Here is a 409-nt window from a genome sequence, read left to right as displayed (position 1 = left end):
GGGTTCGAATCCCTCCTTCTCCGCCAGAATAGATCGAGGTGTAGCGCAGTTTGGTAGCGCACGTGGTTTGGGACCATGGGGCCGGGGGTTCGAGTCCCTTCACCTCGACCAATTTTATGGACCATTAGCTCAGTTGGTTAGAGCGCCCGGCTCATAACCGGTAGGTCTGGGGTTCGAGTCCCTGATGGTCCATCTTTTTTTTTCTAAAAATATAGGGGTATAGCTCAGTTGGTAGAGCGTCGGTCTCCAAAACCGTGCGCCGGGGGTTCGAGTCCCTCTACCCCTGCCATGCAATTATATCGAGGTGTAGCGCAGTTTGGTAGCGCACGTGGTTTGGGACCATGGGGCCGGGGGTTCGAGTCCCTTCACCTCGACCATTTATGGGCCTATAGCTCAGGTGGTTAGAGCG

At 55.3% G+C, this 409-nt stretch carries 4 tRNA genes; all 4 read left to right on the top strand.

The annotated features are described in order from the left end of the window. Nucleotides 1-34 precede the first annotated feature (34 nt). The 4 genes from ACK2WN_RS12305 to ACK2WN_RS12290 all read left to right on the top strand — a co-directional run bounded on the left by ACK2WN_RS12305 (nt 35) and on the right by ACK2WN_RS12290 (nt 377). A tRNA-Pro gene (locus ACK2WN_RS12305) sits at nt 35-111 on the top strand. A gap of 7 nt (nt 112-118) precedes the next feature. Next, nucleotides 119-192 (top strand) — tRNA-Ile (locus ACK2WN_RS12300). A gap of 21 nt (nt 193-213) precedes the next feature. Beyond that, a tRNA-Trp gene (locus ACK2WN_RS12295) sits at nt 214-289 on the top strand. Between the two features lie 11 nt (nt 290-300). Next, nucleotides 301-377: transfer RNA gene (locus ACK2WN_RS12290), tRNA-Pro, on the top strand. Nucleotides 378-409: the final 32 nt, after the last annotated feature.

Source organism: Peptacetobacter sp. AB800 (assembly GCF_047807365.1).
Classification (GTDB): Bacteria; Bacillota; Clostridia; order Peptostreptococcales; family Peptostreptococcaceae; genus Peptacetobacter.
The sequence above is the reverse complement of the archived record's forward strand: the minus strand, read 5'-3'. Positions and strand labels throughout refer to the sequence as shown.